This window comes from Streptomyces sp. NBC_00193, assembly GCF_026342735.1.
Classification (GTDB): Bacteria; Actinomycetota; Actinomycetes; order Streptomycetales; family Streptomycetaceae; genus Streptomyces; species Streptomyces stoeckheimensis.
Map to the genome: position 1 here is coordinate 3,340,376 of NZ_JAPEMM010000001.1, position 25,541 is coordinate 3,365,916.

Annotated in this window: 23 protein-coding genes; 14 read left to right on the top strand and 9 right to left on the bottom strand. The window is 71.7% G+C overall.

Annotated elements, in window-relative coordinates; genetic code table 11:
* Positions 1-4: 4 nt before the first annotated feature.
* The gene (locus tag OG898_RS14915; protein ID WP_266957309.1) at positions 5-3,226 is read right to left on the bottom strand and encodes a BTAD domain-containing putative transcriptional regulator; all 3,222 of its coding nucleotides are present in this window, start codon (positions 3,224-3,226) and stop codon (positions 5-7) included.
* A gap of 175 nt (positions 3,227-3,401) precedes the next feature.
* Here OG898_RS14915 and OG898_RS14920 point away from each other — a divergent pair, with 175 nt between their 5' ends.
* From OG898_RS14920 to OG898_RS14930, 3 genes are all read left to right on the top strand, one after another.
* The gene (locus OG898_RS14920; protein ID WP_250742656.1) at positions 3,402-4,622 is read left to right on the top strand and encodes an amidohydrolase family protein; all 1,221 of its coding nucleotides are present in this window, start codon (positions 3,402-3,404) and stop codon (positions 4,620-4,622) included.
* A gap of 173 nt (positions 4,623-4,795) precedes the next feature.
* Positions 4,796-5,056: a type II toxin-antitoxin system VapB family antitoxin gene (locus tag OG898_RS14925; RefSeq protein WP_266957311.1), complete on the top strand. Its 261-nt coding sequence runs from the start codon at positions 4,796-4,798 to the stop codon at positions 5,054-5,056.
* Positions 5,053-5,469, top strand: coding sequence for a PIN domain nuclease (locus tag OG898_RS14930; protein WP_266957313.1), 417 nt, complete (start codon positions 5,053-5,055; stop codon positions 5,467-5,469). The genes OG898_RS14925 and OG898_RS14930 overlap by 4 nt, the downstream gene beginning before the upstream one ends.
* 25 nt (positions 5,470-5,494) lie before the next feature.
* Here OG898_RS14930 and OG898_RS14935 read toward each other — a convergent pair whose 3' ends face one another.
* A complete protein-coding gene (locus tag OG898_RS14935) occupies positions 5,495-6,586 on the bottom strand; it encodes an alpha/beta fold hydrolase (RefSeq protein ID WP_250742652.1) in 1,092 nt (363 codons plus the stop codon).
* Positions 6,587-6,739: 153 nt separating this feature from the next.
* On the opposite strand from OG898_RS14935, the gene OG898_RS14940 reads away from it, so the two are divergent.
* Positions 6,740-7,624 (top strand): serine protease, encoded by an 885-nt coding sequence (locus tag OG898_RS14940; protein WP_250742651.1) that lies wholly within the window; start codon positions 6,740-6,742, stop codon positions 7,622-7,624.
* The gene (locus OG898_RS14945) at positions 7,621-8,004 is read left to right on the top strand and encodes a DUF6086 family protein (RefSeq protein ID WP_266957316.1); all 384 of its coding nucleotides are present in this window, start codon (positions 7,621-7,623) and stop codon (positions 8,002-8,004) included. Before OG898_RS14940 ends, OG898_RS14945 begins: the two co-directional genes overlap by 4 nt.
* Positions 8,005-8,006: 2 nt before the next feature.
* Here OG898_RS14945 and OG898_RS14950 read toward each other — a convergent pair whose 3' ends face one another.
* The 6 genes from OG898_RS14950 to OG898_RS14975 all read right to left on the bottom strand — a co-directional run bounded on the left by OG898_RS14950 (position 8,007) and on the right by OG898_RS14975 (position 13,284).
* Positions 8,007-8,459, bottom strand: coding sequence for an NUDIX hydrolase (locus OG898_RS14950; RefSeq protein ID WP_250742649.1), 453 nt, complete (start codon positions 8,457-8,459; stop codon positions 8,007-8,009).
* A gap of 606 nt (positions 8,460-9,065) precedes the next feature.
* Complete coding sequence (locus OG898_RS14955) at positions 9,066-9,617, bottom strand: putative immunity protein (protein ID WP_266957318.1); 552 nt, start codon at positions 9,615-9,617, stop codon at positions 9,066-9,068.
* A 49-nt stretch (positions 9,618-9,666) separates the two neighbouring features.
* A complete protein-coding gene (locus OG898_RS14960; protein WP_266957320.1) occupies positions 9,667-10,899 on the bottom strand; it encodes an ABC transporter permease in 1,233 nt (410 codons plus the stop codon).
* Positions 10,899-11,609, bottom strand: coding sequence for an ABC transporter ATP-binding protein (locus tag OG898_RS14965; protein WP_266957322.1), 711 nt, complete (start codon positions 11,607-11,609; stop codon positions 10,899-10,901). The genes OG898_RS14960 and OG898_RS14965 overlap by 1 nt, the downstream gene beginning before the upstream one ends.
* Positions 11,606-12,787, bottom strand: a complete 1,182-nt coding sequence (locus OG898_RS14970) for a peptidoglycan-binding protein (protein ID WP_266957324.1) — start codon at positions 12,785-12,787, stop codon at positions 11,606-11,608. Before OG898_RS14970 ends, OG898_RS14965 begins: the two co-directional genes overlap by 4 nt.
* Positions 12,784-13,284: a hypothetical protein gene (locus OG898_RS14975; protein ID WP_250742642.1), complete on the bottom strand. Its 501-nt coding sequence runs from the start codon at positions 13,282-13,284 to the stop codon at positions 12,784-12,786. The genes OG898_RS14970 and OG898_RS14975 overlap by 4 nt, the downstream gene beginning before the upstream one ends.
* A gap of 90 nt (positions 13,285-13,374) precedes the next feature.
* Here OG898_RS14975 and OG898_RS14980 point away from each other — a divergent pair, with 90 nt between their 5' ends.
* The 3 genes from OG898_RS14980 to OG898_RS14990 are packed head-to-tail and all read left to right on the top strand — an operon-like array spanning position 13,375 to position 16,253.
* On the top strand, positions 13,375-14,040 hold the full coding sequence (locus tag OG898_RS14980) for a response regulator transcription factor (protein WP_250742641.1): 666 nt from the start codon (positions 13,375-13,377) through the stop codon (positions 14,038-14,040).
* Positions 14,037-15,320 carry a HAMP domain-containing sensor histidine kinase gene (locus tag OG898_RS14985; protein WP_266957327.1) on the top strand — a complete coding sequence of 428 codons (1,284 nt, stop codon included), beginning with the start codon at positions 14,037-14,039 and terminating at the stop codon, positions 15,318-15,320. Before OG898_RS14980 ends, OG898_RS14985 begins: the two co-directional genes overlap by 4 nt.
* Before the next feature lie 42 nt (positions 15,321-15,362).
* Positions 15,363-16,253 (top strand): hypothetical protein, encoded by an 891-nt coding sequence (locus OG898_RS14990; RefSeq protein ID WP_250742638.1) that lies wholly within the window; start codon positions 15,363-15,365, stop codon positions 16,251-16,253.
* On the opposite strand, the gene OG898_RS14995 is transcribed toward OG898_RS14990, so the two are convergent.
* Entirely contained in the window at positions 16,225-16,908 is a 684-nt protein-coding gene (locus OG898_RS14995) for a hypothetical protein (RefSeq protein ID WP_266957330.1), read from the bottom strand. The genes OG898_RS14990 and OG898_RS14995 overlap by 29 nt on opposite strands.
* Before the next feature lie 151 nt (positions 16,909-17,059).
* Here OG898_RS14995 and OG898_RS15000 point away from each other — a divergent pair, with 151 nt between their 5' ends.
* From OG898_RS15000 to OG898_RS15025, 6 genes are all read left to right on the top strand, one after another.
* Positions 17,060-18,007 (top strand): LLM class F420-dependent oxidoreductase, encoded by a 948-nt coding sequence (locus OG898_RS15000; RefSeq protein ID WP_250742636.1) that lies wholly within the window; start codon positions 17,060-17,062, stop codon positions 18,005-18,007.
* Between the two features lie 11 nt (positions 18,008-18,018).
* Positions 18,019-18,804, top strand: a complete 786-nt coding sequence (locus OG898_RS15005) for an SDR family NAD(P)-dependent oxidoreductase (RefSeq protein WP_266957333.1) — start codon at positions 18,019-18,021, stop codon at positions 18,802-18,804.
* A gap of 115 nt (positions 18,805-18,919) precedes the next feature.
* Positions 18,920-20,041, top strand: coding sequence for an LLM class flavin-dependent oxidoreductase (locus OG898_RS15010; protein ID WP_250742633.1), 1,122 nt, complete (start codon positions 18,920-18,922; stop codon positions 20,039-20,041).
* A 318-nt stretch (positions 20,042-20,359) separates the two neighbouring features.
* A complete protein-coding gene (locus OG898_RS15015; protein WP_250742632.1) occupies positions 20,360-22,099 on the top strand; it encodes an amidohydrolase family protein in 1,740 nt (579 codons plus the stop codon).
* The gene (locus OG898_RS15020) at positions 22,096-23,583 is read left to right on the top strand and encodes an aldehyde dehydrogenase family protein (RefSeq protein ID WP_266957336.1); all 1,488 of its coding nucleotides are present in this window, start codon (positions 22,096-22,098) and stop codon (positions 23,581-23,583) included. Before OG898_RS15015 ends, OG898_RS15020 begins: the two co-directional genes overlap by 4 nt.
* A gap of 251 nt (positions 23,584-23,834) precedes the next feature.
* A complete protein-coding gene (locus OG898_RS15025) occupies positions 23,835-25,415 on the top strand; it encodes an APC family permease (RefSeq protein ID WP_250742629.1) in 1,581 nt (526 codons plus the stop codon).
* Positions 25,416-25,541 lie beyond the last annotated feature (126 nt).

Below are 25,541 nucleotides of genomic sequence, written 5' to 3' on the forward strand. Positions count from 1 at the left end.
AGCCCTACGCGGCGATCTCCGCCGCCAGCAGCGCCCGTACCTCGTCCAGCTCCGGCGAGCCCAGCTGCGTGAACACCACCTCGGCGTCCCGCCAGCACACCCGCGCCCGGTCCCGCTGCCCCAACTGGCGCAGCGCCCGGCCCAGTACGGTCAGCACGGTGGCGCGGCGCCACTCGCCGCCGATGCCGCGCAGCGCGATGGCCTGTTCGGCGTGCGAGGCGGCCAGCGTCGGGCGGCGCGCGGCCAGGTGGACCTTGGCGAGCCGGAAGTGCGTCACGCCCTCCCACAGCGGCTGCCGGTTCTCGTGGAACAGCGTGAGCGCCTTGCTGAGCTGGGAGTGCGCCTCGGAGAGCCGGTCGGCCTGGGTGAGGGCGATGCCCAGCGCGTAACGGCCGTTGGCCAGGCGCAGGGTGAGTCCCATCCGGTCGTAGATGTCGATGCCCTGCTGGGCGAGCTCTATGGCGCTGCTCAGCCGGCCCTGTTCCACGTGGATGCGGGACAGGTTGCACAGGGCGCTCGCCTCGCCCACGTGGTTGGAGTCGGCCCGGAAGTTGGCGATCGCCTCCAGGAGGTACCGTTCGCCGTCCTCGTAGCGTCCCTCGTAAATGGCGGCGATGCCTCGGTCGTTCGGTGCCCAGCAGCTGGAGAGCGGGTCTCCGGCGGCGCGGGCCAGCACGGTGGCCTGGCGGGCCTCGTCGTCGGCCTCGGCGAACCGGCCCGCGACCAGGTGGGTGTTGGTCAGCGTGGTGCGGGCCCGGCCCTCGGAGTACAGGTCCTGCGCGGCGTGCGCGGCGTCCCGCAGTGCGGTGGCGGCCGACTCGTACTGCTTGGAGTTGGCCCCCGACTCCGCCAGGTCCTTCGCGGCGAGCAGCAGGTCGACGGCCCGGCGCAGCAGGTCCTCCCGGCCGGGGCGGCGCACGGCGGCCTGCCGGACGCACGCGAGCAGCGGGTCGGCCTCCGCGTAGAGCCAGTCCTGCGCGGTGCGCGACTCGGTGAAGACCAGCCCCGGGTGGCGGGTGGCCGACAGGTGGGCCACGAGCCGGTCGCCCGGCCGCTCCAGGCCGTACACCCCGGCGGCGGTGGCCAGGTAGAAGTCCAGCACCCGGTCGAGCGCGGCGTCGCGCGCGCTCGGCGGCTGCTCGTCGCGCTCGGCGCAGGCACGCGCGTAGAGGCGTACGAGGTCGTGGAAGCGGTAGCGGCCGGGCGCGGCCGATTCGAGGAGCGAGCAGTCGACTAAGGCTTCGAGCAGGTCCTCGGTGTCGTGCTCCGCCCGGTCGAGTACGGCGGCCGCCGCCGCGAGGGAGATGTCCGGCCCGTCGGCGAGCCCCAGGAGCCGGAACGCCCGCTGCTGCGCGGGCTCCAACTGCCCGTACCCCAGCTCGAAGGTGGCCTTGACGGCGAGGTCGCCGGCCTGGAGCTCGTCCAGACGGCGGCGCTCGTCGGCGAGCTTCGCGGCGAGCACGGAGACGGTCCAGGTGCGGCGGGCGGCGAGCCGGGAGGCGGCGATGCGGATGGCGAGCGGCAGGAACCCGCAGGCGCCGACCACGTCGAGGGCGGCCTGGCGCTCGGCGCCGACCCGCTCGGCCCCGACGATCCGGGTGAACAGCTGGAGCGCCTCCTCGGGGCTCATCACGTCCAGGTCGACGAGGTGCGCGCCGGCCAGGCCCGCCATCCGGACCCGGCTGGTGACGAGGGCGGCGCAGCCCGCGGTGCCCGGCAGCAGCGGGCGGACCTGGGCCGCGTCGCGGGCGTTGTCGAGGAGGACCAGGACGCGGCGCCCGTCGAGGGTGGAGCGGTAGAGCGCGGCCCGTTCGGCGGGGGAGTCGGGGATCGAGGCGTCGGGGGTCCCGAGGGCGCGCAGGAAGGAGCCGAGGACGGCTTCGGGCTCGGCGGGGCGGGCCTCGGTGCCCTGGAGGTCCACGTAGAGCTGTCCGTCGGGGAAGTGCGGGCGGGCGGCGTGCGCGACGTGCACGGCGAGGGTGGTCTTGCCGACGCCGCCGATGCCGGCGAGGGCGGAGACCGCCATCACCTGGCCCTCGGCGCCGGAGAGGATCTCGCCGAGGTCCCGGACGAAGCTGGAGCGGCCGGTGAAGTCGGAGACGGTGGCGGGCAATTGGGCGGGCCTCACGAGGGCGGGCGCGGTGGCCGGTGCCGGGTCCTCGGCGCGGGCCAGCTCGGAGTCGGCCCGCAGGATGCGCTGTTGGAGCTCGGAGAGTTCGGGGCGCGGGTCGACGCCGAGTTCGTCGGCGAGGAGCCGGCGGGTGTCGGCGTAGACGGCGAGGGCCTCGGCCTGGCGGCCGCTGCGGTAGAGGGCGAGCATCAGCAGCTCGCGCAGCCGCTCCCGCAGCGGGTGGGCGGCGGTGAGGGCGGTGAGCTCGGAGACGGCCTCGGCGTGGTGGCCCAGCTCAAGGTCCAGGTCGAGGCGGGTCTCCAGGAGCTGGAGGCGCCATTCGGCGAGCCGGGTGCGCTCGGTGTCGGCGTGCGGCCCGGGCACGCCGGCCAGCGGTTCGCCGTCCCAGACGTCCAGGGCGCGGGCCAGCAGGGTCCGGGCGAGCTCGCGGTCGCCCTTGTCCGCGGGGGAGCCGGGGGTACTGGGGGAGCCGGGGGCGCCGGGGGCGCCCTTCCCGGTGGTGTCGCCCTGCGCGTGGTCGTGCGGCCGGCCGTGTGCCCGGGTGTGTGCCTGCGCCCGGGCCTGCGCATGCGTCTGCACCTGCGGCTTGGGCTTCCCGGCGCGCGCGGCCTCGGCGTCGGCGGCGAGGGCCCGGGCGATGCCGAGGTCGAGGGCCTCGGGGTGGGGCAGGCGGATCGCGTAGCCGCCGGACTCGCTGACGAGGAGCCCGGGTTCGAGGATCTTGCGCAGGCGGGAGGCGTACGTACGGATGGTCGCGAGGGCCTGCTGCGGCGGGTCCTCGCCCCAGATGGCGTCGATGAGCTCGGGAGCGGTGGCGGTGCGGCCCTCGCGGAGCAGGAGCACGGCGAGCAGCGCCCGCTGCTGCGGGGTCCCGGAGCTCAGGGCCTCGCCGCCGCGCCAGGCCCGGATGGGGCCGAGCACGGCGAACCGGTTGCCTCCGGCGGTGGAGGGGGTCGGGGTCCCGTTGACGGCTTCGTCGGCTCTGGCTTCCGCGGCGGGCGCTGCGTCGACTCCGGGTCCGGCTGCTGCGGCAATGGCGGTGTCACCGGACTCGGGGTGGTTCCGCTGGTGCGGGATGGCCGGTGTGCCGTCCATCTGGTCTCCCCCCTGCCTTCCCTAGGTGTAAGGGCCAGTCTGCCCTGTGTTGCGCGTACACGTCAGTCCGTAACGGACCCAGTCCTTACGGATCCGGCACCCGATCACCGTGGATCCGCCATCCGGCAGCGCCCAACTAGCTGACGGTTCGTCAGATTGACGCTACCGTGAGGACATGGAGACCTTCCCGAAGATCATCTCGGTGGACGACCACACGGTTGAGCCCCCCAACGTCTGGCGGGACCGGCTCCCGTCCAAGTACCACGACGTCGGCCCCCGAGTCGTCCGCGCCCCCCTGAAGGAAATGACCTTCCTCGGAGGCAAGTTCGCCCCCGTGATGGGGGCCAAGGGCGACGACGGACCGATAGGCGACTGGTGGGTGTACGAGGACCTGCACCGACCCCTCACCCGACTCGACACGGCCGTCGGCTACGACCGCGACGAGATCAAGCTCGAAGTCATCACGTACGAGCAGATGCGCCCGGGCTCCTTCTCGGTTCCCGACCGGCTCGCCGACATGGACGTCAACCACGTCCAGTCGGCCCTCTGCTTCCCGACCTTCCCGCGCTTCTGCGGCCAGACCTTCACCGAGGCCAAGGACCGCGAACTCGGCCTGCTCGGCGTGCGCGCGTACAACGACTGGATGGTGGAGGAGTGGTGCGGCCCGGAGGCGAACGGCCGCCTCATCCCGCTCACCCTCATTCCGCTCTGGGACGCCCGGCTGGCCGCCGCCGAGGTCCGCCGCAACGCCGCGCGCGGGGTCCGCGCGGTCGCCTTCTCGGAGATCCCGCCCCACCTCGGGCTCCCTTCCATCCACACGGACGAGTGGGACCCCTTCCTGGAGGCGTGCAACGAGACCGGCACGGTCATCGCCATGCACATCGGCTCCTCCTCGCGCATGCCCTCCACCTCGGCGGACGCCCCGCCGGCCGTCGGCTCCACCATCACCTTCGCCAACTGCTGTTTCTCGATGGTGGACTGGCTGATGAGCGGCAAGTTCGAGCGGTTCCCGAACCTCAAGATCATGTACGCCGAGGGCCAGATCGGCTGGATCCCGTACATCCTGGAGCGCGCGAACGTGGTCTGGGAGGAGAACCGCGGCTGGGGCGGCGTCGCCGACAAGGTGCTGCGCCCGCCGTCGGAGCTCTTCGCGGAGCACGTCTTCGGCTGCTTCTTCGACGACGCCTTCGGCCTGAAGAACCTGGACTCCATCGGCGTCGCCAACGTCCTCTACGAGACGGACTACCCCCACTCCGACTCCACGTGGCCCAAGTCGCGCGAGGTCGGCGAGGCCCAGATGGGCCACCTGGCCCCGGACGTGGTGGACCGCATCGTCCGCGGCAACGCGATCGACCTGCTGGGCCTGACCCCGGAAGGCCTCTGGCCGGGGGCGTAGCGCGGGGTGGTTGGAAGGTGGTGGCACGGCGGCCCTGGGGGAGTTCCCCCGGGGCCGCGGGTCTTTGGAATTGCCGCGTGGATATGCCTTGCAGAAACGATATCCCTCGACATCGATCTTGATATCGTTTAAGTGGGCAGGGGTCGACCGACCCCTCGCTGAAGGGGTTCACGATGACCAGAACCGTGATCGACGTCGATGACGCCCTGCTGGCGGAGGCCGCCGAGCTCTTCGGGACGAAGACGAAGGTGGCGACGGTGAACGCGGCCCTTCAGGACGTGGTCAACCGGCGCAAGCGGGAGGCGTTCTTCACCCGTCTGGCCGAGGGCCGGCTGCCAGACCTGACCGGTCCTGTCGATCAGCCCGAGGCGCCCACCGCGCCCACCGCGCCGGCCGAGCCGGCTGTCCCTGATGTGCAGGACAGGGCGGCATGAGTGCGAGGTTCCTCATCGACAAGTCAGCACTCGCGCGCTACCCCAAGCCGGCCGTGCGCAGCGTGCTCGACCCTCTGCACAACGCGGGCTTGCTCGCCCTGTGCGGAGCCATCGAGCTGGAAGTGCTGCACAGTGCCCGGGGGCGAGCCGAGGCGCAGGAGATCGGCGAAGAGCTGCGCGGGTTCGACTGGCTCGCCACCTACGACGAAGCCTGGAGCCGCGCCATCGAGGTCCAGGCGCTACTCATTGAGGCGGGAACCTGGAAGGCGGTGTCCGTCCCCGACCTGATCATCGCGGCGACGGCCGAGCTGCACGGAGCCACGGTGCTGCACTACGACGGCGACTACGACATGATCGCCGAGGTCACCGGCCAGCCGATGCGGTGGGTCGTGCCGCGGGGGACGGCCGACTGAGAGGTTCAGGGCGGGGCCGGGGTGGTCAGACGGCCGAGCGGTGCTCGCCCGTCAGCGCCGGGCGGACGTGGGTCTGGAGGAGCTCCAGGAAACGGTCCGGGCGGGCGAACGAGGCGAAGTGACTGCAGTCCTCGATGAGGGCGAACCGCTTCACCGGGGCCTCGACCTCGTCGAAGAAGGCCTTGGCCGAGGCCGTCGGGGTGAGGACGTCGTGCTCGCCCTGGAAGACGAAGAACGGGATCTCGAAGCGGGTGCCGTCGGCCAGGTCGTCGAAGTCCGCGGTGCCCTCGGTGATCTGCTCCGAGAAGTTCTGCCCGCGGAAGAAGTCCCGCAGATCGCGCAGCGAGTGCAGCGGCGACAGCCACATCGAGCCCAGGACCACCTTCTTGAGCGTGGCGAACGTCAGCGGGTCGCTCTGCGCGCAGAACTTGGCGTACGTCGCCCGCTCCTTCGGAGTCCACGCGTGCTGGTCGGCGCCGATCGCCTCGACCTGCGCGAGCGGCTTCGCCTTCCCGGCGGCGCGCAGCCGCTCCAGCAGGGCGTTGTAGGCCGAGGTGTCGCGGCCGGCCGTCTGGATGTTCTGGTCGGTGCCCACGTAGGCGGAGTAGAGCTCGGGGTGGTTGCGGGCCAGCCGCAGCCCGAAGGTGCTGCCGTAGGAGTTGGCAAGGAGCACCACCCGCTCGACGCGCAGCAGGTCCTGGGCGTACCGGGTGACCTCCAGGGCGTCCTCGTAGAGCCGCTCGAAGGTGGCCTCGCCCTGGCCCGCCGGGCCGCCGCGGCCGAAGGTCTTGCCGGCGCCGCGCATGTCCCAGCGGACGATCGTGAAGTGCCGCTCCCAACTGCGGGTGCGGGCCGTGTAGATGGAGTTGGCGGCGCCGGGGCCGCCGTGGATCTCGACGAGGACCGGGTTGGTGCGGTCCTCGCCGCGGACCGAGATCCACTGGTCGATGCCGCCGATGCGGACGAAGCCCTGCTCGTCGATGCCGTGCGGGGAGTCGATCCGCAGGGTCTTGGCGGCCTGTGCGCGGCGCAGGGCGCGGTGGGTGAGGAGGGGGAGGAGGGCGGCCGCGGGGGTGGCCAGGGCGGTGGCGGTGATGGCGGCGGCGGTGGCGATCATTTTGTGTCCTCCGTAAACTGTTTCCAGTGGATACGGATGAGTGTGGAGGGTGATCGGGGTGCTGTCAACGGTTGGGAGCGGGGGATCCCTCTTGCGGGGGTCGCCGCGGGCGAGGCATGCTTCGCCGGAGCAAATTGGGGAGGGTTGTCGGTGATGGACAAGCGGGCCGTGGTGACCGCGGTGCTGTGTGTGATGGCGGCGCTGGGCGCGTCCGCGGCCATGACGAAGGTGGTCCCGGCCGACGACGGCAAGGCCCCCGGTCAGGTGAAGACGGCGCCTGGAGGGGTGTCGCCCACTGCAACTCCGTTGCCATCGCAAGCGCAGTCGTCTTCGCGGCCGCAGGCGCCGGACGCGTCCCGGTCGTCCGCCGCCCGGACCCCCGGCGCGTCGGCTTCGCCCTCCGCGCAGGGCGGGCCCACCGCCTTCGCCGGGGCGCTGTTCGAGGGGGACGTGACGGGTGACCACTTCTGTACGGCGACCGTCGTGCACAGCCCCGGGCGGAACCTGATCGTCACCGCCGGCCACTGCCTGCGCGCCGGCCGGGCCGGAGAAGGCGGAGCCTCCTTCGCACCCGCGTACGCGGACGGGCGGGCCCCGTACGGCACCTGGAAGCTCGCGGAGGTCTTCGAGGACCCGCGGTGGTCGGACGGGACGAACGACGACTACGACCTGGCCTTCGTCCGCCTCGCCCCCGACGCCTCGGGCCGCAACATCGAGGACGTCACCGGCGCCGCCGTCCTGGACACCACGGGCCGCACGGACGAGCAGGTCACGGTGACGGGCTACCCGTCGGACCGCAAGGTCCCGCGCACCTGCCTGTCCCGCGCGGTGCGGCTCAGCGCCACGGAACAGCGCTTCGACTGCGCGGACTTCCCCGGGGGCACGAGCGGCAGCGCGTGGATCGCCGCCGACGGGAAGATCATCGGCATCCTGACCGGCGGGGACACGGACGACGTCTCGACGAGCACGATCCTGACCGGCTACGCGGCGGAGCTGTACGCGCGCGCGACGGCCGCGGGGACCGGCGGAGGCCGGTGAGCCAGTACTACGAGGTCGGGGACGAGACCCTCTGGAACCCCGCGAGCGGCGCCGCCCGGCTCTTCCACCGCCAAGTGGCCCTCTTCGAGGAGGAACTCGGCCTCCCGTCGGGCATCGGTCCGATGGAGATGGACGAGTGCCAGATCGACCCGGCCGCTCTCGGCGTCTTCACCGAAGCCCTCGTGGCCCGCTACGGACACGCCGGCCACGCCGTCATCCGCGCCCTCTCGGAGGGATTCGTCACCACCGTGCTGGTACTGGCGGAGCGGGCGGGCGTGGGCGACCTCCGGGTCCCGCCGCTCCCGGGCTCCTACGAAGCCTCCGCGGAGGACGTGCTGCGCGCGGCCGCCCGGGAGCTGTCCGGGAGGATGCCGCGCTGAGATCAGGCGAGCAGGCCCAGGTGCACGGGCTCGGCGGGGGCCTCGTCGAGCAGCTCGGCGAGGCGCGGCGGCCACAGCGGTTCGCCGAGGGTGGCGAGGTTCCGCGGCGACAGCCACCGCCAGTGGGCCTCGGGGTACTCCGGGACCGGATCGCGGTGCGGGCCGCTGGTCACGTAGATGTGCTCGTACTGGCGTACCGGGATGCCCTGGTGCGTGAAGTCGTGCTCCCAGGTGCAGAGCAGCCGCTCCGGCTCCAGGTCCGTCCACCCCGTCTCTTCCCGCAACTCCCGCCGCACGCACTCCTCGGGCGTCTCCCCGGGATCGATGCCACCGCCGGGCGGCAGCCAGTGGATGCCGACTTCCACGTTGTTCTCGCGGAAGAGGAACACGGATCCGGCGGGGTTGAGGACGACGATTCTGGCTGCCTGCCGAGGAGTTCGCGGTGAAGTGTGCATCAGGCCAGCGTACGACGGGGGGTTCGGGGGCGGGAGAGGTCGGAGGGGGCGGGGGTTGGGTGGGGGGCAGGGGCTGGGTGGGTGGCGGGGGTTGGGGGCTGGGGGCGTGGGCTGCGGGTTGGTGCTTGGCTTCGTGGGGTTTCGGGGGGCGTCCCGGAAGTCTTGTGGCGTTTCGGTGTGGGCCGGTCCCTCAAGGGCGCTCCCTGCGGTCGCGTCGCTTCGCGATGGCCTTCGGCCACCCTTGACCGACCGGCCCACACCGAAACGCCACAAGACTTCCGGGATCCCCCCGGGGAACGGCCGGGGGGAGGAGGGGGGAGGAGCGGGCCGGTTTGGCATGCCTGTGCCCTCTCCGGCCGGTGGCCGTCTGGGCACGGGCCCGGCAGGGCCGTGATCTCAGTCGGTACGGACGTGCGGGGCGGTCGGAGCATCCAGGGCCGGGCGTCTGGACACCCTTCCCGTGACCGTCGACAGCCACCCCGAGCGCAAGGACGCCCACCAGCCCCTCAGGGTCGGTGGGCGCGACAGATCGATACGTACTCTCGCTCGGTTTAGCGGCTGCCGACCGGCCGTGGCTGATCTGGAAGGGTGGAGGGGCGGATGACCTCAGGGGGCGGTCTGGGGGGTGGGTCTCAGGGCGGCGTCGAGTGCGCGGATGAGCTCTCCTACGCGGCCGCCTCCGGCGGGTGGGGCGGGCATGCGGGCCAGGACGTGGGAGACGGCCGGGGGTGCGTGACCGCTTGCCCATGCGAGGGTGCGTGCAGCGGTCCGGGTGTTCTCCTCCGCTGCCAGTTCTTCCGCGCGTGCCGCGTGCGCTGCGGCGCCCAGGATGTGTTTGATCTGGTGGGGGCTCGCCTTCGGGTGGAGGTAGGCGGCGCCGGCTGCGTGGCTCGCCGCGCGTGCCGCGTCGGTCGCCGCGGGCGAACCGGGTTCCTGCGCCGCCTTGTAGGCCGCCCACGCGCACTGCCGCAGGGCGGCCGTGCGCCGGCCGCCCCCGGCGAACGCCTCTGCCGCCTCGATGGCCTCGCGGGGGCGGGCCTCGCCGGGATGCTCTTGCTCGAAGACCTGGAGGGCCCTGCGCGCACAATCGGCCGCGTAGCCCGTGATCTCCCGCAGCTCGTCCTCGCTCAGTTCGATCGTGTCCGACGTGCTCGCCATGCCCCGATCCTCCCGTCCCGTGTGCCGGTGCGCGCCCGGGGCCCGGTGCCTACCCCGCCTGCAGTGCCAGTGTCGGGGACAGCTTCGCTGCCCGGACCGCCGGGTAGAGGCCTGCCACCGTGCCGATGGCCAGGGTGGCTGCGAAGCCTCCGGTGACCGCCCAGAGGGGGACCACCCAGGGGAGGTCGCCGGCTCGGGCGTACACCGCCGTGGCCGCGCCGCCCAGGGCGATGCCGGCCAGGCCGCCCAGGCCCGACAGGAGCAGGGACTCCGTGACGAACTGGATGCGGATCTGGCCCTTGGTGGCGCCCAGGGAGCGGCGCAGGCCGATCTCGTGGCGGCGTTCCAGTACCGAGATGATCATCGTGTTGGCCACCCCGACCCCGCCCACCAGCAGGGCGATGCCGCCCAGGCCGAGGAGGAGGGTGCTGAAGGCGCCCTCGGTGGCGGCCTTCGCCTGCAGGGCCGCCGAGGGGTCGGTGACCGAGACCGTGGTGGGGCTCTCGGGGTTGGCCGTCTTGGCGATGAGGTTGCGGACCTCCTGGACGCGGTCGTCGGCGGAGCGTTCGTAGATGGAGGTGGGGTGGCCGTCGAAGGCCAGGAGGTTTTGGGCGGCGTCCCAGCCGATGAGTGCCGAGCGTTCGATCTCCGGGGCGAGGGGGATCGGGTCGAGGATGCCGATGACCGTGAAGTACTGCCCGGCGATGAACACCTGCCCGCCCGGCGCCGTGATGCCCAGGCGCTCGGCGGAGACGTGTCCGAGGACCACGGACGGGTAGCGGCCCGTCGCCTCGTTGAGCCAGCTGCCGCTCCGCATCCGGGCCCGGAGGGTCTTCAGGAGCTCGTCCTTCGCCGCCTTGAGGGCGATGCCGCCCGTCTCCTCCTTGGGGATGTTCTCGCTGCGGCGGACGGATTCCTTCACGTCTCCTGTTGTGCCGACCGATTCGACCCCGTCGATCCGGGCGATCATGCCGGGGGCGTCCTTGGGGAGCGTGGTGTCCTGTCCCGAGAACATCGACTGGCCGGGCGTCGCGACCAGCATGTTCGTGCCGAGCTTGTCGAGTTCCTGGAGCAGCTTGGCCTGGCTGGACGAGGAGATGCCGACGACCGCGATCATCGTCGCGATGCCGATCGCGATCCCGAGCGCGGACAGGAACACGCGCATCGGCCGCGAGCGCAGCCCCGCCGATCCCACGTGGAACACGTCGCGGGGGCCGAGGCGGGGTGGAGAGAGCTTGCGCGCTTTTTTGCCGGCCGCGCGGGGCTTCGTACGGGCACCCATTACGCGCCCACCCCCAGCGCGTCCGCGTTCCACACGTCGGCCACGATCTCGCCGTCGCGGATGCGGACCTGCCGGGGCAGGCTCGCCGCGATCTCGTTGTCGTGGGTGATCACGGCGATGGTGGCCCCGTCCTGGTTGAGCTCGTGCAGCAGTTCCATCACCGACTCGCCGGACGCCGTGTCCAGGGCGCCCGTCGGCTCGTCGGCGAGCAGCAGGTCCGGTTCGCCCGCCACTGCGCGGGCGATCGCCACGCGCTGCTTCTGCCCGCCGGACAGTTCGTGGGGACGGTGGTCCATGCGGTCGCCGAGGCCGACGCGCTCCAGGGCGCGTTCCGCCCGGCGTCCGCGTTCGGCGCGGGAGAGGCCGGAGTAGAGGAGGCCCTCGGCGACGTTGGCGCGGGCGCTGATGCCGGGGACGAGGTGGAAGGACTGGAAGACGAAGCCGACGTGGCGGGAGCGCAGGGCGGAGAGGGAGCGGTCGGAGAGGCTCGCGATGTCGTACCCGGCGATGGCGACGCGCCCGGCGGTGGGCCGGTCGAGGGTTCCGACGATGTGCAGGAGCGTGGACTTTCCGGAGCCGGACGGGCCGACGATGGCGAGGAGTTCGCCGTTCAGGACGGTGAGGTCGACTCCGCGCAGGGCCGCGACCCCGCCGGGGTACTCCTTGGTGACGCCGGTCAGTTCGACGACCGCGTGGGCGTGCTGGTTCATGACGCGGGGACTCCTACGAGCATGCCCTCCTTGAGGGCGTCCCCCTTCACTTCCACCCGGCCCTGGCCGAACATGCCGAGCTCGACCTTGACCTCGCGGACCGTGCCGTTCTCGACGACCTGGACTCCGAAGCCGCCTTCGGCGAGGGCGAGGAGCGAGTTGACCGGTACGGAGAGCACTCCCTTGCGGACCTCGCCCGTCAGGCCCACCGAGACCGGGGACTGGTCGGGGCCCGTGGCCTCGGCGGGGTTGTCGAGGGCGATCTCGACGTCGACCTTAGGCTTCTTGTCGCCGCCACCGCCGCCGCCCCCGCCTCCCGAGGACGGGTCGTCGCCGTTGGCGGTGGTGCCCATCGAGCTGATCTTGCCCTTGGCGGTGCCGCCGCCGGGCAGGCTCACGGTCACCGGGTCGCCGGTCTTGACCTTGCCCGCCTTGGCCACGTCGAGCTGCAGGCGGACCATCCGCTCGGTGCCGGTCAGGGTCATGACGGGCTTGCCGGCGGCCGCCTCGTCGCCGACCGCCATGTCGCTCTTCTGGATCCGCTGGGGTCCGGAGGCGAAGGCGACGTCGCCCTTGCCGACCTCGCCGGTCTCTTTTGTTTTGTGGGCCTTCTGCCAGCGTTTGACGGCGGTGGCCGTGCCGTCGGTGAAGGTGCCGTCCGAGGTGTCCAGGCCGGTGCCGAAGCCGAGGGCCTGGAGGTTCTGCTTGAGCTGCTTGACGTCCTCGCCCTTGTCCCCGGACTTCATGGACCGGTACACGGGGGTGGAGCCGTACATCAGGCGCACCGGCTTGCCGTTGACCTCGTAGAGCTTGCCGTCGCGCTCGACGGAGGAGCCGGCGGGCGCCACCCAGGTCAGGGTCGCGGAGCCGGAGCCGGAACCCGCCCCCGCCCCGGCGCCTCCGGGGGCGCCGCCCGCCCCGCCCGCGCCGCCGGGCGCGTCCGCGCCCACCGCGTTGAGCTTGCGTTCCTTCGCGAAGCCGAGCGTCCCGTCGGCCTTGAACCCGGAGCTCAGGTCGCCGCGCGTGACCGGGGAGGTGGCCCCCGGCAGCCCGTCCGAGCGGTCCTGCTTCGAGCCGCCGCCGTCGGTCGCCGGCTGGGCCACGACCGCGTACCCGCCGCCGGTGACGGCGAGTACGACGAACAGCGAGCCCAGGACCCATTTCCTGCGCTTGCTCACTTGTCCGCGCCGCACTTGTTGAGCTGGTCCATGAACTTGTCCTTGTCGGCCCCCTCGGGGAGGGAGAACCCCGTCCGCGCGTTCCCGTTGAACTCCGGGTCCGGCATGTCGAAGCCGTGGTCCCGCATGCACTTGGCCTGGGCGAGGGCCTTGTCCTTCTCGGCCTGCGGCATCTCGCCACCGCCGCCGGGGGCCGACATCCCGCACTTCTCCATGGCCTTCTTCAGCACCTCCTGGTCCGCGCCCGCACCCACCGTCATACCGCGCGCGTCCTCGCCGGGCTTCGGGTCGGGGGCGTCGACGCCGTTGTCGCGCAGGCACTTGCGCAGCTTGAGGGCGTTGTCGGCGTCCGTGCCGCCGCCCGAGCCGCCGGCTCCGCCGGACTGCGAGGAGCCCTCCTTCTTGTCCGATCCGCCGGCGCCGCCCGTGCACGCGGTGACGAAGAGGGTGAGGCCGGTGAGGAGCGCGGCCGTGGTCATGGTCGTGGATCGCTTCATGGGTCCGAGACTGCGCGAACAGCGGGTTTCGCTTCTCTAACGGCTCGTGCTTACAACGGCGAAATACGCCGCTCCGGTAAAGAGGACGCCATGCGAGTTCTGGTGGTGGAGGACGAGGAGTTCCTGCGGGAGATGATCGCCGAGGGGCTGCGCGGCGACGCGCTGGCCGTCGACGAGGCGAGCGACGGCCTGGAGGCCCTGCGCCGCCTGCGCCTGGGCGCGTACGACGTCCTCGTACTGGACCGCGACCTGCCGGGCCTGCACGGCGACGAGGTCTGCCGCCAGGTGGTGCGCGAGCGGCTGCTGACCCGCGTCCTGATGCTGACGGCCTCCGGGACCGTACGGGACCGGGTGGAGGGCCTCGGCCTCGGCGCCGACGACTACCTCACCAAGCCCTTCGCCTACGACGAGCTGCTCGCCCGCGTCCTGGCGCTCGGCCGGCGCGCCCAGCCGGCCCTGCCGCCGGTGCTGGAGCGGGCGGGGGTGGCCGTGGACGTCGCGCGGCGCACCGCCACCCGGGAGGGGCGCCGGCTGGCGCTCTCGCGCAAGGAGTTCGCCGTCCTGGAGTCGCTGCTGCGCGCGGAGGGCGCGGTCCTCAGCAGTGACGACCTGATCGAGCAGGTGTGGGAGGAGGACACCTCGTACAGCACCAACGCGGTACGGGTGACCCTGAGCAAGCTGCGCGCCAAGCTGGGGGAGCCGCCGCTGATCGAGACGGTCCCGGGCGCCGGATACCGGATCGGTGATCCGCGATGAGAGCAGTGCTCCATTCCGAGCGCGCCCGTCTCACCGTCCTCTACGGCTCCCTGCTGCTCCTCGCGGGCGGCGGCCTCATCGCACTGATCAACATCCTGCTCCGCAACGGCCTCTACACCCGCATCAGCGGGGCCGTCACCACCACCGTCCCGGCCATCAAGGGCACCCCGTTCCCCTCCGTGATCCCGGGCGAGCAGGTCCCCGTACCCGGCGAGACCATCGCCCCCCGCATCCCGGGCGCCACCCCGGCCAGTCCGAGCCCCGGGACCACCCCGGGCCCCGAGCAGCTCGCCCAGTGGCAGGCCACCCGCAACCTCTCCACCGCCGTCGAGCAGGCCACCCTCCACGAGCTGCTGGTCGTCTCCCTCGTCGCCCTCGCCGTCTTCGCCGTCCTGTCCATCTGGCTGGCCTGGTGGATGGCCGGCCGCGTCCTGCGCCCCCTCGGCGTGATCACCGAGACGGCCCGGCGGCTGTCCGGCGCCAACCTCCACGAGCGGATCGGCCTCCAGGCCCCGCCCGGCGAACTCAAGCGGCTGGCGGACACCTTCGACGGGATGCTCGACCGGATGGAGGAGCTGGTCGGTGCGCAGCGACGGTTCGCCGCGAACGCCGCCCACGAGCTGCGCACCCCCCTCGCCGTCCAGCGGGCGGCCGCCGAGATCGGGCTGGCGGGTGACCCGCCGCCGGAGAAGGTGGCCCGGATCCGCTCCAAGCTGATCGAGGTCGCCGACTCCAGTCAGCACCTCGTCGAGTCACTGCTCCTGCTCGCCGTCTCGGAGGAGGGCTTGGAGGCGACGGAGCCGGTGGACCTGGCGGGGCTCGCGGAGGCGGAGCTGGCGGGCGTCGAGGGGACGGCCCCTCAGGACCTGGTGGTGGTACGGGACCTGGCGCCGCTGACCGTTGCGGGCGACCGGATCCTCCTGGGGCACCTCGTACGGAACCTGCTGGCCAATGCCGTACGTCACAACCGCGCGGGCGGCCGCCTGGAGGTGGCGACCTCCCCGGAGGGGGTGCTGACGGTCTCCAACACCGGTCCGGTGATCGAGCCGGGGGACGTGCCGCGGCTGCTGGAGCCCTTCCGGCGGCGGGCGGAGCGGCAGCATACGGCGGGCGAGGGCGCCGGGTTGGGGCTTTCGATCGTCGCCTCGATCGCGCGGGCGCACGGCGCGGAACTGACGGCGCGGGCCAACCCGGCGCCGGGCGGCGGGTTGATGGTCCGGGTCTGGTTCCCGGCCGGGTCACCGGCCGCGCGACCCGCCGGGGAAACGCCGGGCGCTTGACCGGTCAACAAAAATGAAGATCGGCTGTGTACGGTCGGGTCAATGAGCAAGCACGCCCGAGCCGGCTCCCGCGCGACCCGTCCGTCCCGCACACCCGGTACGACCCGCCCGTCCCGACGCTCCCGCGCCGGCGGTACGCGGCGCGCCGACGGTGGCTCCCGGGGATCTCGGGGCTCCCGCGGCTCGCGCCCGCTCGCCTTCGCGGCCGCCCTGGGGCTGCTCGGTTTCGGCGCGGGCTGGGTGTACCTGGCCCAGGACCCGCCGGCCAACGCCACGGCCCGCGTGGCGGCCGACGCCCGGCCGCCGGCGGAGGAGCGGGCCGCGCGGGCCGCCGAGCGCGACCCCCTCCAGGGACTGCCCGAGGTCAGCGAGCAGACCCGGGCGAAGATCCCCGCGGACGCCCGCCAGCTCATCCTGGTCACCGGCAAGGCGAAGGACTCCTCGGAGTCCACCGCGGCCCTGTACACCCGTCCGGCGGCCGGCGCCGACTGGGCGAAGAGCGAGAGCTGGCCCGCGCGCAACGGAGCCAAGGGCTGGTCCACGGAGCGTACGTACGGGGACCTGACCTCTCCCGAGGGCGTGTTCGCGCTCACCGACGCGGGCGGGCTGCTGGCGAAGCCGCCGGGCACGAAGTTCCCGTACGACCAGGACCGCTCCTTCGTGGCGACGGGCCGCGGGGTCAACGGTGAGTCGCTGCGCGGCTCCTTCGACTATGTCGTCGCCATCGACTTCAACCGCAGGACGGGGGTGAGTCCGCTCGACCCGACGAAGCCCGAGGGCGAGGAGAAGGGCGGCAACATCTGGCTCCACGTGGACCACGACGGCCCCTCGCAGGGCTGCGTGGGCATCCCGAAGGCCGCGATGCAGAAGGTCCTGGAGACCCTCGACCCGGCGGCCAAGCCGGTCATCGTGATGGGGCCGAAGGGCTTCTGACGGGCTCGGCCGCAGCAGCCACCTCGCCCGCCGCCGCCTTCCCGCCCGCAGCCGGGTCGCGGGCCAGCAGGGCGATGTACGCCAGGTCGAACACGGCGCACAGCAGCCCGAGCCCGAGGATGAACGGTGCGTCCTCGATGACTCCGAAGAGGAAGGTCGGCGCGAGCGTGCCGAGCCACTTGGCGACGGCGATCACCAGCGACTGCCCGTGCCGGCCGCCCCGGCTCGCGTAGAGGGCGATGAACAGGCCGGACATCAGCAGGTTCTGCAGGAACGCCGAGTACCGGCTCGAGTCGTGCGTGCCGAAGTGGGCGATGAAGAGCCACTGCACGGCGAAGGCGCTCGCAAAGACGAGCACGCTCCAGACGGCGAACAGCGGCCGGGTCACGAAGCCGGGCAACTCGGCCCGCCCGTAGCGCAGGTAGGTGTACACGATGACGATGTCGGCGACGGCCCACACGACGTTGACGACGCCCTGCGCGGTGACTCCGGAGTTGTGGAACTCGTAGAAGGCGTAGGTGCTTTCCCACGCGAAGTTCAGCGCGAGCGCCGCGACCGGCATCGCGTACGTCCGGTCGCGCAGCCCCACCCGGATCGCCTCGACGTACACGAGGGTCCAGGCCAGCCCGCTGATCAGCGTCAGAAAGAGATCCACGGGCGGCACCCTAGCGGGGTACCCGGGGTTTCGACGAGGGAGCGGAACGCCGTGCGCCGTCGAACCCCTTGCCTGACGACCCGTCAGCTACGACGATGGCCCCCGCACCGGTATGACGAATCGGCAGTCGAGGACGAGGCGGGTACGGCCCATGGCGCGCGTGTTTCCGGAAGGTCGGCTGGTCTACGGGATGCAGCTCCCGATCCAGTCGCAGAGCACCATCTATGCCGAGCCCTGGGAGGCGACGGCCGGCGCGGCCGATCTCGCCGCGGTCGCCCGCGCGGCCGACCGGGCCGGCTTCGGCTACGTCGCCACCTGCGACCACGTGGCCATCCCGCGGCACATGGCCGGCCCCATGAGCACCATCTGGTACGACCCGATAGCCACCCTCTCCTTCCTGGCCGGGATCACCGAGAACGTGCGGCTGCTCAGCCACGTCGCGATCCTCGGCCTGCGCCACCCGCTGCTCAGCGCCAAGCAGTACGCCACCGTCGACCACCTCTCCGGCGGCCGGCTGATCCTCGGCGTCGGCGCGGGGCACGTGAAGGAGGAGTTCGAGGTGCTCGGCGTGGACTTCGCGCGCCGCGGCGCCGTCCTCGACGAGACCCTCGACGCGCTGCGCGCCGCCCTCGGGCCCGAGGAGTACCCGGAGTTCGAGGGCGAGCTGTTCTCCTTCAAGGACCTCGGGCAGCTGCCCCGCCCCGTCCAGGACCGGATCCCGGTCTGGGTGGGCGGCTCCTCGCCCGCCGCCGTCCGCCGGGCCGCCGTGCGCGGCGACGGCTGGCTGCCGCAGGGCGACCCGCTCGACAAGCTCCCGGCGCAGATCGCCCGGATCAAGGAGCTCCGCGCCGAGGCGGGGGTGACCGGACCCGTGGAGTTCGGCGCGATCACCGCGCCGCTGTACGTCGGCGAGCCCGGCTGGGACACCGGCCGGCGGACCCTCACCGGCAAGGCGGAGGCGCTCGCCGAGTCGCTGCGCGCGTACAAGGCGATCGGCATCGACCAGATCCAGGTCCGCTTCCGCAACCGCGACCGGGCCGAACTCATCGACCAGATCACCGCTTTCGGGTCCGAAGTGGGCCCACTCCTCAACGACTAGGAGCTACGGGTATGGGCAAGCTGGACGGACGCGTCGTCATCATCACGGGTGCCGCGCGCGGCCAGGGCGAGCAGGAGGCCCGGCTCTTCGCCGCGGAGGGGGCCAAGGTGCTCCTGGGGGACGTGCTGGACGAGCAGGGCACGGCGGTCGCCAAGGAGATCGGCGAGGACCGGGCCCGGTACGTACGGATGGACGTGAGCCGGGAGGAGGACTGGGCGGTCGCCATCGCGGCGGCGAAGGAGGCCTTCGGCGAGGTCAACGGCCTGGTCAACAATGCGGGCATCCTGCGCTTCAACGAGCTGACCGCGACCCCGCTGGAGGAGTTCCAGCACGTGGTCCAGGTCAACCAGGTCGGCGCCTTCCTCGGCATCAAGTCGGTGGCCCCGGAGATCGAGGCGGCCGGCGGCGGCACGATCGTCAACACCTCCTCGTACACGGGCCTGACGGGCATGGCGTACGTGGGCACGTACGCGGCGACCAAGGCGGCGATCCTGGGCCTGACCCGGGTGGCCGCGCTGGAGCTGGCCGCGAAGAACATCCGGGTCAACGCGATGTGCCCGGGGGCCGTGGACACCGCGATGGCCACCCCCGGGAACACGAATCCGGCCGACCTGCCCCAGGAGGCCCGGGACGCCATGGCGGAGCTCTACCAGCGCGTGGTGCCGATGGGCCGGGTGGGCCAGCCGGAGGAGATAGCGAAGCTGGCGCTGTTCCTGACCAGCGAGGACTCCTCCTACATCACCGGCCAGCCGTTCGTGATCGACGGGGGCTGGATGGCGGGCGTCAGCATCCTCTAGCTCCGCCCGACCATATCTGATGGAGCGTCAGGTATTGACGCTCCCGCCCCCGCGATGGAACAGTCGTGACATCGAATCTGACGCAACGTCAGAAACAGAAGGACGGTGAATCCCCTTGGAATTCGGGCTCTTTGTGCAGGGATACGTGCCTGAGGCACGGTCCAAGGTCGACCCCGAGGCAGAGCACAAGGCGCTGATCGAGGAGACCGAGTACGTCATCCAGGCGGACAAGTCCGGGTTCAAGTACGCCTGGGCCTCCGAGCACCACTTCCTGGAGGAGTACTCGCACCTGTCGGCGAACGAGGTGTTCCTCGGGTACCTCGCTCACGCCACCGAGCGCATCCACCTCGGCTCCGGCATCTTCAACCCGCTCGCCCCGGTCAACCACCCGGTCAAGGTGGCCGAGAAGGTCGCCATGCTCGACCACCTCTCCAAGGGGCGCTTCGAGTTCGGCACCGGCCGCGGCGCCGGCAGTCACGAGATCCTCGGCTTCCTTCCCGGCATCGAGGACATGAACGGCACCAAGGAGATCTGGGAAGAGACCATCGCCGAGTTCCCCAAGATGTTCCTCCAGGAGGAGTACGAGGGGTTCCAGGGCAAGCACTGGTCGCTCCCGCCGCGCAAGATCTTCCCCAAGCCGTACGGCAAGGCCCACCCGGCCATGTGGTACGCCGCCGGCTCCCCCTCCTCGTACGCCATGGCCGCCAAGAAGGGCCTCGGAGTCCTCGGCTTCAGCGTCCAGAAGGTCTCCGACATGGCCTGGGTGCTGGAGCAGTACAAGACCGCGATCCAGGAGGCGAAGGCCATCGGCGCCTTCGTCAACGACAACGTCATGGTCACCTCGACCGCGATCTGCGCCGAGACCCACGACAAGGCCGTCGAGATCGCCGTCAACGCCAACATGAACCGCTTCCAGTCGCTGGTCTTCCGCTACCACGACACCTTCCCGCGCCCCGAGATCATCCCCGAGTGGCCCGAGATCCTCCCCGAGTACAACGCGGAGATCGTCGAGCTGCTGATCGAGGAGGAGCTGCTCATCTGCGGCGACCCGTCCGAGGTCCGCGCGCAGTGCAAGCGCTGGGAGGAGGCCGGCGCAGACCAGCTCTCCTTCGGCCTGCCGACCGGCGTCTCGCCCGAGGACACGATGACCACCATCAAGCTCATCGGCGAGCACGTCATCCCGCACATCGACACCGACCCGGTGCACCGCACCACGCGCTTCCGCGAAGGCGCGTAGCCCGGCGGGGGAACGGGGGCGGCGTCTTCCCGGACCGCCGCCCCACAACCGGCCCCGGCCGGAGTCACGCCGTGGCTGCGGCCGGCCCGGCGGACCCCGACCGGGGCTCCCGGCGGTACCCGTGCGGCACCGCTGCCGGGGACCAGCCCCCGGACCCCCGCTCCTCAAACGCCGGAGGGGCTGGATTTTGGCGGGCGTCAGCCCGCACCTGACCGCCGACGGTCCGGGAAATTCAGCCCCTCCGGCGTTTGAGGAGCTGGGTCCGGGGCGGAGCCCCAGGACACGGCGCGCAATGCGAACACCGGCAGAGAGGACGTCATGCTCGACCACCTGATCAAGGGCGCCACCGTCGTGGACGGGACCGGCGCCCCGGCCCGCGTGGCCGACGTAGGGATACGCGACGGCCGCATCGCCGTCATCGCCCCGCCGGGAACCGTCACCGAACCCGCGGCGACCAGCGAGGACGCGACCGGCCTCGTCCTCACCCCCGGGTTCATCGACCCCCACACGCACTACGACGCCCAGCTCTTCTGGGACCCGTACGCGACCCCCTCCATGAACCACGGAGTGACCACCGTCGCGGGCGGCAACTGCGGATTCACCCTGGCTCCCCTCAACCCCGCCCGCCCCGAGGACGCCGACTACACCCGCCGCATGATGAGCAAGGTCGAGGGCATGGCGCTCAAGGCCCTCGAAGAGGGCGTCGACTGGACCTGGTCCACCTTCGGCGAGTACCTCGACGCGCTCGACGGCCGCATAGCGGTCAACGCCGGCTTCATGGTCGGCCACTGCGCGCTGCGCCGGCACGTCATGGGCGAGGACGCCGTCGGCGGCCAGCCCACCGAGGAGCAGATGCAGGCGATGCTCGACCTGTTCCACGACGCCATGAACGCCGGCGCCTGGGGCCTGTCGACCACCCAGTCCTCCACCCACTCCGACGGCTCCGGCGCCCCCGTCGCCTCCCGGCACGCCAAGCCCGAGGAGCTCCTCGCGCTCTCCCGGGCGGTCGCCGAACACGAGGGCACCCAGCTCGAAGCGATCGTCGCGGGCTGCCTGGACCAGTTCGCCGACGAGGAGATCGACCTCTTCGTCGAGATGAGCGCGGCCGCCGGACGGCCCCTGAACTGGAACGTCCTGACCATCGACGCCTCCGTCCCCGAGCGCGTGCCGCGCCAGCTGATCCCCAGCGAGCGCGCCCGCAAGGCCGGCGGCCGCATCGTCGCGCTGACGATGCCGATCCTGACCCCCATGAACATGTCGCTGGGCACCTTCTGCGCCCTCAACCTCATCCCCGGCTGGGGCGAGATCCTGGGCCTGCCCGTCCCCGAGCGCATCGCGAAGCTGCGCGACGCCGAGGTGCGCGCCGAGATGCTGCGCCGCGCGGCCAGCAAGGAGGCCGGGGTCTTCCGGCGCCTGGCCAACTTCGGCCGCTACGTCATCGGCGACACCTACAGTGAGGCGAACGAGGGCCTGTCCGGCCGCGTGGTCAACGACATCGCGGCCGAGCGCGGCCAGGACGCCTTCCAGTGCCTGGTGGAGATCTGCGCCAACGACGACCTGCGTACGGTGCTCTGGCCCATGCCGACCGACAACGACCCGGCGAGCTGGGCGCTGCGCGCCGAGACCTGGCAGCACGAGGACGTCATGCTCGGCGGCTCCGACGCCGGCGCCCACCTGGACCGCATGTGCGGAGCCCCGTACACGACCCGTTTCCTCGGGGACTGCCTGCGCGGCCGCAAGCTGGTGCCGCTGGAACAGGCGGTACGGATGCTCACCGACGACCCGGCCCAGCTGTTCGGGCTGCGCGAGCGCGGCCGGATCGCCGAGGGCTTCCACGCGGACCTGGTGCTCTTCGACCCGGAGCGGATCGAGGCGGGACCGGCCACGCTGGTGCACGACCTGCCCGGGGACAGCCCGCGGCTGGACGCGCGGGCGATCGGCATGGTGTCCGTACGCGTCAACGGCGTGGAGACCATCCGCGACGACGAGGTCACGGGGGCGATCCCGGGGATCGTGCTCCGTTCGGGCCGGGACACGAGGACGGTGAGCACCAGGTGAGCAGCGCTACGGACAACCCGCAGAAGCTCTACATCGGCGGCGAGTGGGTCGAGCCGGCGGGCGGGCACTACGAGGTGGTCAACCCGGCCGACGAATCCGTCGTCGGCCTGGCCCCCGAGGCCTCGCGCGGCCAGGTCGAGGACGCGGCGCGCGCCGCGGCCGCGGCCTTCGAGAGCTGGTCCCGTACGAAGCCGGAGGAGCGGGCCGCGATCCTGGACCGGGCCGCGGACATCATCCAGCGCGAGTACGAGCCCTGGGCGGCGCTCGCCCAGGCCGAGACGGGCGCCCCCACCGGGATCGCGCGCGGCATGCAGGTCGGGGTGGGCGTGGCCCGCTTCCGCCGGTACGCGAAGGGCGCGCTGGAACCGGTCGAGCGCGGGCTGCCGCCGCAGGTCACCGAGGCGGGGCCGATGGGTGCGGCGAGCATCCTCGGGGCGCTGGAGGTGCGCCAGCCGGTCGGGGTCGTCACCTGCATCACCTCGTACAACAACCCGTGGGCCAATCCGGCGGGCAAGGTGGCCCCGGCGCTGGCCATGGGCAACACGGTGGTCGTCAAGCCGGCCCCGCAGGACCCGCTGTCGGTGTTCCGGATGGCCGAGGCGCTGCACGAGGCCGGGGTCCCGGCGGGCGTGGTGAACGTGGTCTCCGGCACCTCGGTGGAGGTCGGCGAGGCGGCCGTGGACTCCCCGGACGTGGACATGGTGTCCTTCACCGGTTCCACGGGCGTCGGGCAGCGCATCGCCGAGGTCTGCGGCCGCACGATGAAGCGGCAGCTGATGGAGCTGGGCGGCAAGGGTGCGGCGATCGTCCTGGCGGACGCGGACCTGGACGCGGCGGTGATGGGGATCGGCACCACCTTCTCCTTCTACTCCGGGCAGATCTGCACGGCTCCGACCCGGGTGATCGTCCACCGGTCGGTGTACGAGCAGCTGGTGGAGAAGCTGCAGGGCTACCTGGCCTTCATGAAGGTCGGGGACCCGGCGGTGCGCGGCACGGTGGTGGGCCCGGTCATCTCGGCGGCGCACCGCGACCGCGTGGAGTCGTACGTCGAGCTGGGCAGGAAGGAGGGCGCCCGGATCGCCTTCGGCGGCGAGCGTCCGGTGGTGGGCGAGGGCGCCGCGGCGGGCAAGGGCTTCTACGTGGCCCCGACGCTGCTCGTCGACTGCACGAACGACATGCGGGTGGTCCGGGAGGAGATCTTCGGGCCGGTCGTGGTCGTCGTTCCCTTCGACGGGGACGAGGACGAGGCGGTGGCGCTGGCCAACGACAGCGACTTCGGCCTGATCAGCTACGTGTGGTCCGCGGACGCGGCGCGCGCGTTCCGGGTGGCGCGGCGGCTGCGGGCGGGCGGGGTCGGCGTGAACACCATCGGGCGGAACATGGAGGCGCCCTTCGGCGGCTTCAAGCGTTCGGGGGTCGGCCGGGACGTGGGCTCGTACGCACTGCACGCCTACAGCGAGATGCAGTCGATCGTCTGGGCCTGACCGAAAGCGCATGGACTTGACCAAAGATTGACCCGGAAAGTTTGAAAAGGGTCAAAACGGACAGTGCTGCGGTTTCCGCATGGCGAAAGTGAAGGTCCAGGTCCGCCGAAACGATGATCGGCGGGCCTGTGAACCTTGTATTACATCCTCGTGAAGAGTCTCGATCTCGAGATTCGAAGGACTTTGGGCGTGTGGCGGAGCGGACTTCCGTCCTCCATATGTGGAAAACGCAGCGTCTAACGTCCTGACGTATGACACAGCTGGACGTTCGGCCCCAGGCCGGAGACACGGTAAGCGGAGCCACCCCCCGGGGTGGCTCCGATGGTGACGTGCGCGGCAAGGGCCTCGGCAAGGGCTCCGTCGGCCTCGTGGGAAGCGCCGTCATCGGCATCTCCACCGTCGCCCCCGTCTACTGCCTGACCTCGACCCTCGGCTCGACCGCGGGTGAAGTCGGCATGCAGATGCCGGCGATCTTCCTGGCGGGCTTCCTGCCGATGCTCCTGGTCGCCTTCGCTTACCGCGAGCTCAACAAGGCCATGCCGGACTGCGGCACCTCGTTCACCTGGACCGTGAAGGCCTTCGGCCCGCGGATCGGCTGGATGTGCGGCTGGGGCCTGGTGATCGCCACGATCATCGTGCTCTCCAACCTGGCCGGCGTCGCCACCTCCTACTTCTGGCTGCTGGCCGGCGAGGTCACGGGCAACGAATCGATCGCCGCCCTGGACGACAACAAGCTCGTCCACATCGTCACCTGCCTCACCCTCATCGCCGCCGCGACCGCCATCAGCTACCGCGGCATGACGGCCACCAAGGGCGTCCAGTACGCGCTCGTCGGCCTCCAGCTCGCCGTCCTCGCCATCTTCGTCGCGATGGCCTTCCAGAAGGCCTCGGCGGGCACCTTCGACACCGGCCTGAGCTTCTCCTGGTCCTGGATGAACCCCTTCGCGGTCGAGTCCATGGCGGCCTTCACCGCCGGACTCTCGCTGTCGATCTTCATGTACTGGGGCTGGGACGCCTGCCTGGCCACCAACGAGGAGACCACCGGCTCCGCCAAGACCCCCGGCCGCGCCTCGCTCATCGCGATGGTCGTCCTGGTCGGCTCGTACCTGGCCACCGGCATCGCCGCCCAGATGGCCGTCGGCTCCGGCACCGAAGGACTCGGCCTCGCCAACGAGGAGACCTCCGGCAACGTCTTCGCCGCCCTCGCCGGCCCGGTCATGGGCCCCGTGCTCGGCGTCCTGCTCTTCGTCGCGGTCCTGGCCTCCGCGGCCGCCTCCCTGCAGACCACCTTCATCCCGGTGGCCCGCACGGTCCTGGCCATGTCCACGTACGAGGCGCTGCCGCCCTCCTACGCCAAGGTCCACCCGAAGTTCAAGACCCCGGGCCGCGCCACGATCATGGCGGGTGTCGCCACCGGCGTCTTCTACACGGTGATGACCCTGGTCAGCGAGAACGTCCTGACCGACACGATCTTCGCGCTCGGCCTGATGATCTGCTTCTACTACTCGCTGACGGCCTTCGCCTGCGTCTGGTACTTCCGCGGCGACCTGCGCAACTCCGCCCGCGACCTGTTCTTCAAGGGCATCTTCCCGATCCTCGGCGGCGTGCTGCTGGCCTCGGTCTTCTTCAAGACCCTGTACGACGCCTGGGACCCGTCCTACGGCTCGGGCTCCACGCTCCCCGGCCTCGACGTCGGCAACGTCTTCGTCATCGGCGTCGGCCTGCTGGCCCTCGGCCTGGTCGTCATGTTCGTCACCGAACGCCGCAGCCCCGCCTTCTTCCGCGGCGAGGTCCTGACGAAGTCCACCCCGTCCCTGGTGGTCCAGGACTGACCCCGGGGCCCCACGGCCCCTCCCCCCCCGCTGTGTCATGCACGCCCGCGGCCCCGGATCGATCCTCCGATCCGGGGCCGCGGGCGTTGTCAGTGACTCGGGGTCGGGCGAGTCGTTGGGCCGGGC

What these genes read in the sequence shown, in the direction of transcription:
- OG898_RS14915 (WP_266957309.1), bottom strand. Translation starts at nt 3,226, where the DNA reads ATGGACGGCACACCGGCCATCCCGCACCAGCGGAACCACCCCGAGTCC.
- OG898_RS14920 (WP_250742656.1), top strand. Translation starts at nt 3,402, where the DNA reads ATGGAGACCTTCCCGAAGATCATCTCGGTGGACGACCACACGGTTGAG.
- OG898_RS14925 (WP_266957311.1), top strand. Translation starts at nt 4,796, where the DNA reads ATGACCAGAACCGTGATCGACGTCGATGACGCCCTGCTGGCGGAGGCC.
- OG898_RS14930 (WP_266957313.1), top strand. Translation starts at nt 5,053, where the DNA reads ATGAGTGCGAGGTTCCTCATCGACAAGTCAGCACTCGCGCGCTACCCC.
- OG898_RS14935 (WP_250742652.1), bottom strand. Translation starts at nt 6,586, where the DNA reads ATGATCGCCACCGCCGCCGCCATCACCGCCACCGCCCTGGCCACCCCC.
- OG898_RS14940 (WP_250742651.1), top strand. Translation starts at nt 6,740, where the DNA reads ATGGACAAGCGGGCCGTGGTGACCGCGGTGCTGTGTGTGATGGCGGCG.
- OG898_RS14950 (WP_250742649.1), bottom strand. Translation starts at nt 8,459, where the DNA reads ATGCACACTTCACCGCGAACTCCTCGGCAGGCAGCCAGAATCGTCGTC.
- OG898_RS14955 (WP_266957318.1), bottom strand. Translation starts at nt 9,617, where the DNA reads ATGGCGAGCACGTCGGACACGATCGAACTGAGCGAGGACGAGCTGCGG.
- OG898_RS14960 (WP_266957320.1), bottom strand. Translation starts at nt 10,899, where the DNA reads ATGGGTGCCCGTACGAAGCCCCGCGCGGCCGGCAAAAAAGCGCGCAAG.
- OG898_RS14965 (WP_266957322.1), bottom strand. Translation starts at nt 11,609, where the DNA reads ATGAACCAGCACGCCCACGCGGTCGTCGAACTGACCGGCGTCACCAAG.
- OG898_RS14975 (WP_250742642.1), bottom strand. Translation starts at nt 13,284, where the DNA reads ATGAAGCGATCCACGACCATGACCACGGCCGCGCTCCTCACCGGCCTC.
- OG898_RS14980 (WP_250742641.1), top strand. Translation starts at nt 13,375, where the DNA reads ATGCGAGTTCTGGTGGTGGAGGACGAGGAGTTCCTGCGGGAGATGATC.
- OG898_RS14985 (WP_266957327.1), top strand. Translation starts at nt 14,037, where the DNA reads ATGAGAGCAGTGCTCCATTCCGAGCGCGCCCGTCTCACCGTCCTCTAC.
- OG898_RS14990 (WP_250742638.1), top strand. Translation starts at nt 15,363, where the DNA reads ATGAGCAAGCACGCCCGAGCCGGCTCCCGCGCGACCCGTCCGTCCCGC.
- OG898_RS15000 (WP_250742636.1), top strand. Translation starts at nt 17,060, where the DNA reads ATGGCGCGCGTGTTTCCGGAAGGTCGGCTGGTCTACGGGATGCAGCTC.
- OG898_RS15005 (WP_266957333.1), top strand. Translation starts at nt 18,019, where the DNA reads ATGGGCAAGCTGGACGGACGCGTCGTCATCATCACGGGTGCCGCGCGC.
- OG898_RS15015 (WP_250742632.1), top strand. Translation starts at nt 20,360, where the DNA reads ATGCTCGACCACCTGATCAAGGGCGCCACCGTCGTGGACGGGACCGGC.
- OG898_RS15025 (WP_250742629.1), top strand. Translation starts at nt 23,835, where the DNA reads ATGACACAGCTGGACGTTCGGCCCCAGGCCGGAGACACGGTAAGCGGA.